The following is a 310-nucleotide window of genomic DNA, read 5'->3' on the forward strand; positions in this document are numbered from 1 at the left end:
CGTCGACGGCCGCGGGCAACCCGAAGTTGAGAATCTGCGTGACGATGTCGGCGGGCTGGAAGAAAAACTCGACGCCCGGAAAACGCTGCGGCAGCATCGCGCGCAGTTTGTCCACGTAGACTTGCGTCGGCTCGTGGCCTTCCTTCAACGCGATCTGGATTTCGCCGTCGAGCGTGCCGATCGTGCCTGCATTGCTGTATGAAAGATTGATGCCGCTATACGGCAGACCAAGATTATCGAGGATCGTGCCGAGTTCGTTCGCGGGCACCACTTCGCGGATCACCTTCTCGACTTCGTCGGCAAGACGCGC

General features: G+C 60.0%; 1 protein-coding gene. It reads right to left on the minus strand.

Translation table 11 applies throughout. From position 1 onward, the window contains the following. Positions 1–310 (minus strand): hypothetical protein (locus tag SB753_RS36060; RefSeq protein WP_410804885.1); only part of this gene is annotated, 310 nt, incomplete at both ends.

Origin of the sequence: Paraburkholderia sp. SIMBA_053 (assembly GCF_046534895.1) — a bacterium.
Lineage (GTDB): Bacteria > Pseudomonadota > Gammaproteobacteria > Burkholderiales > Burkholderiaceae > Paraburkholderia > Paraburkholderia caledonica.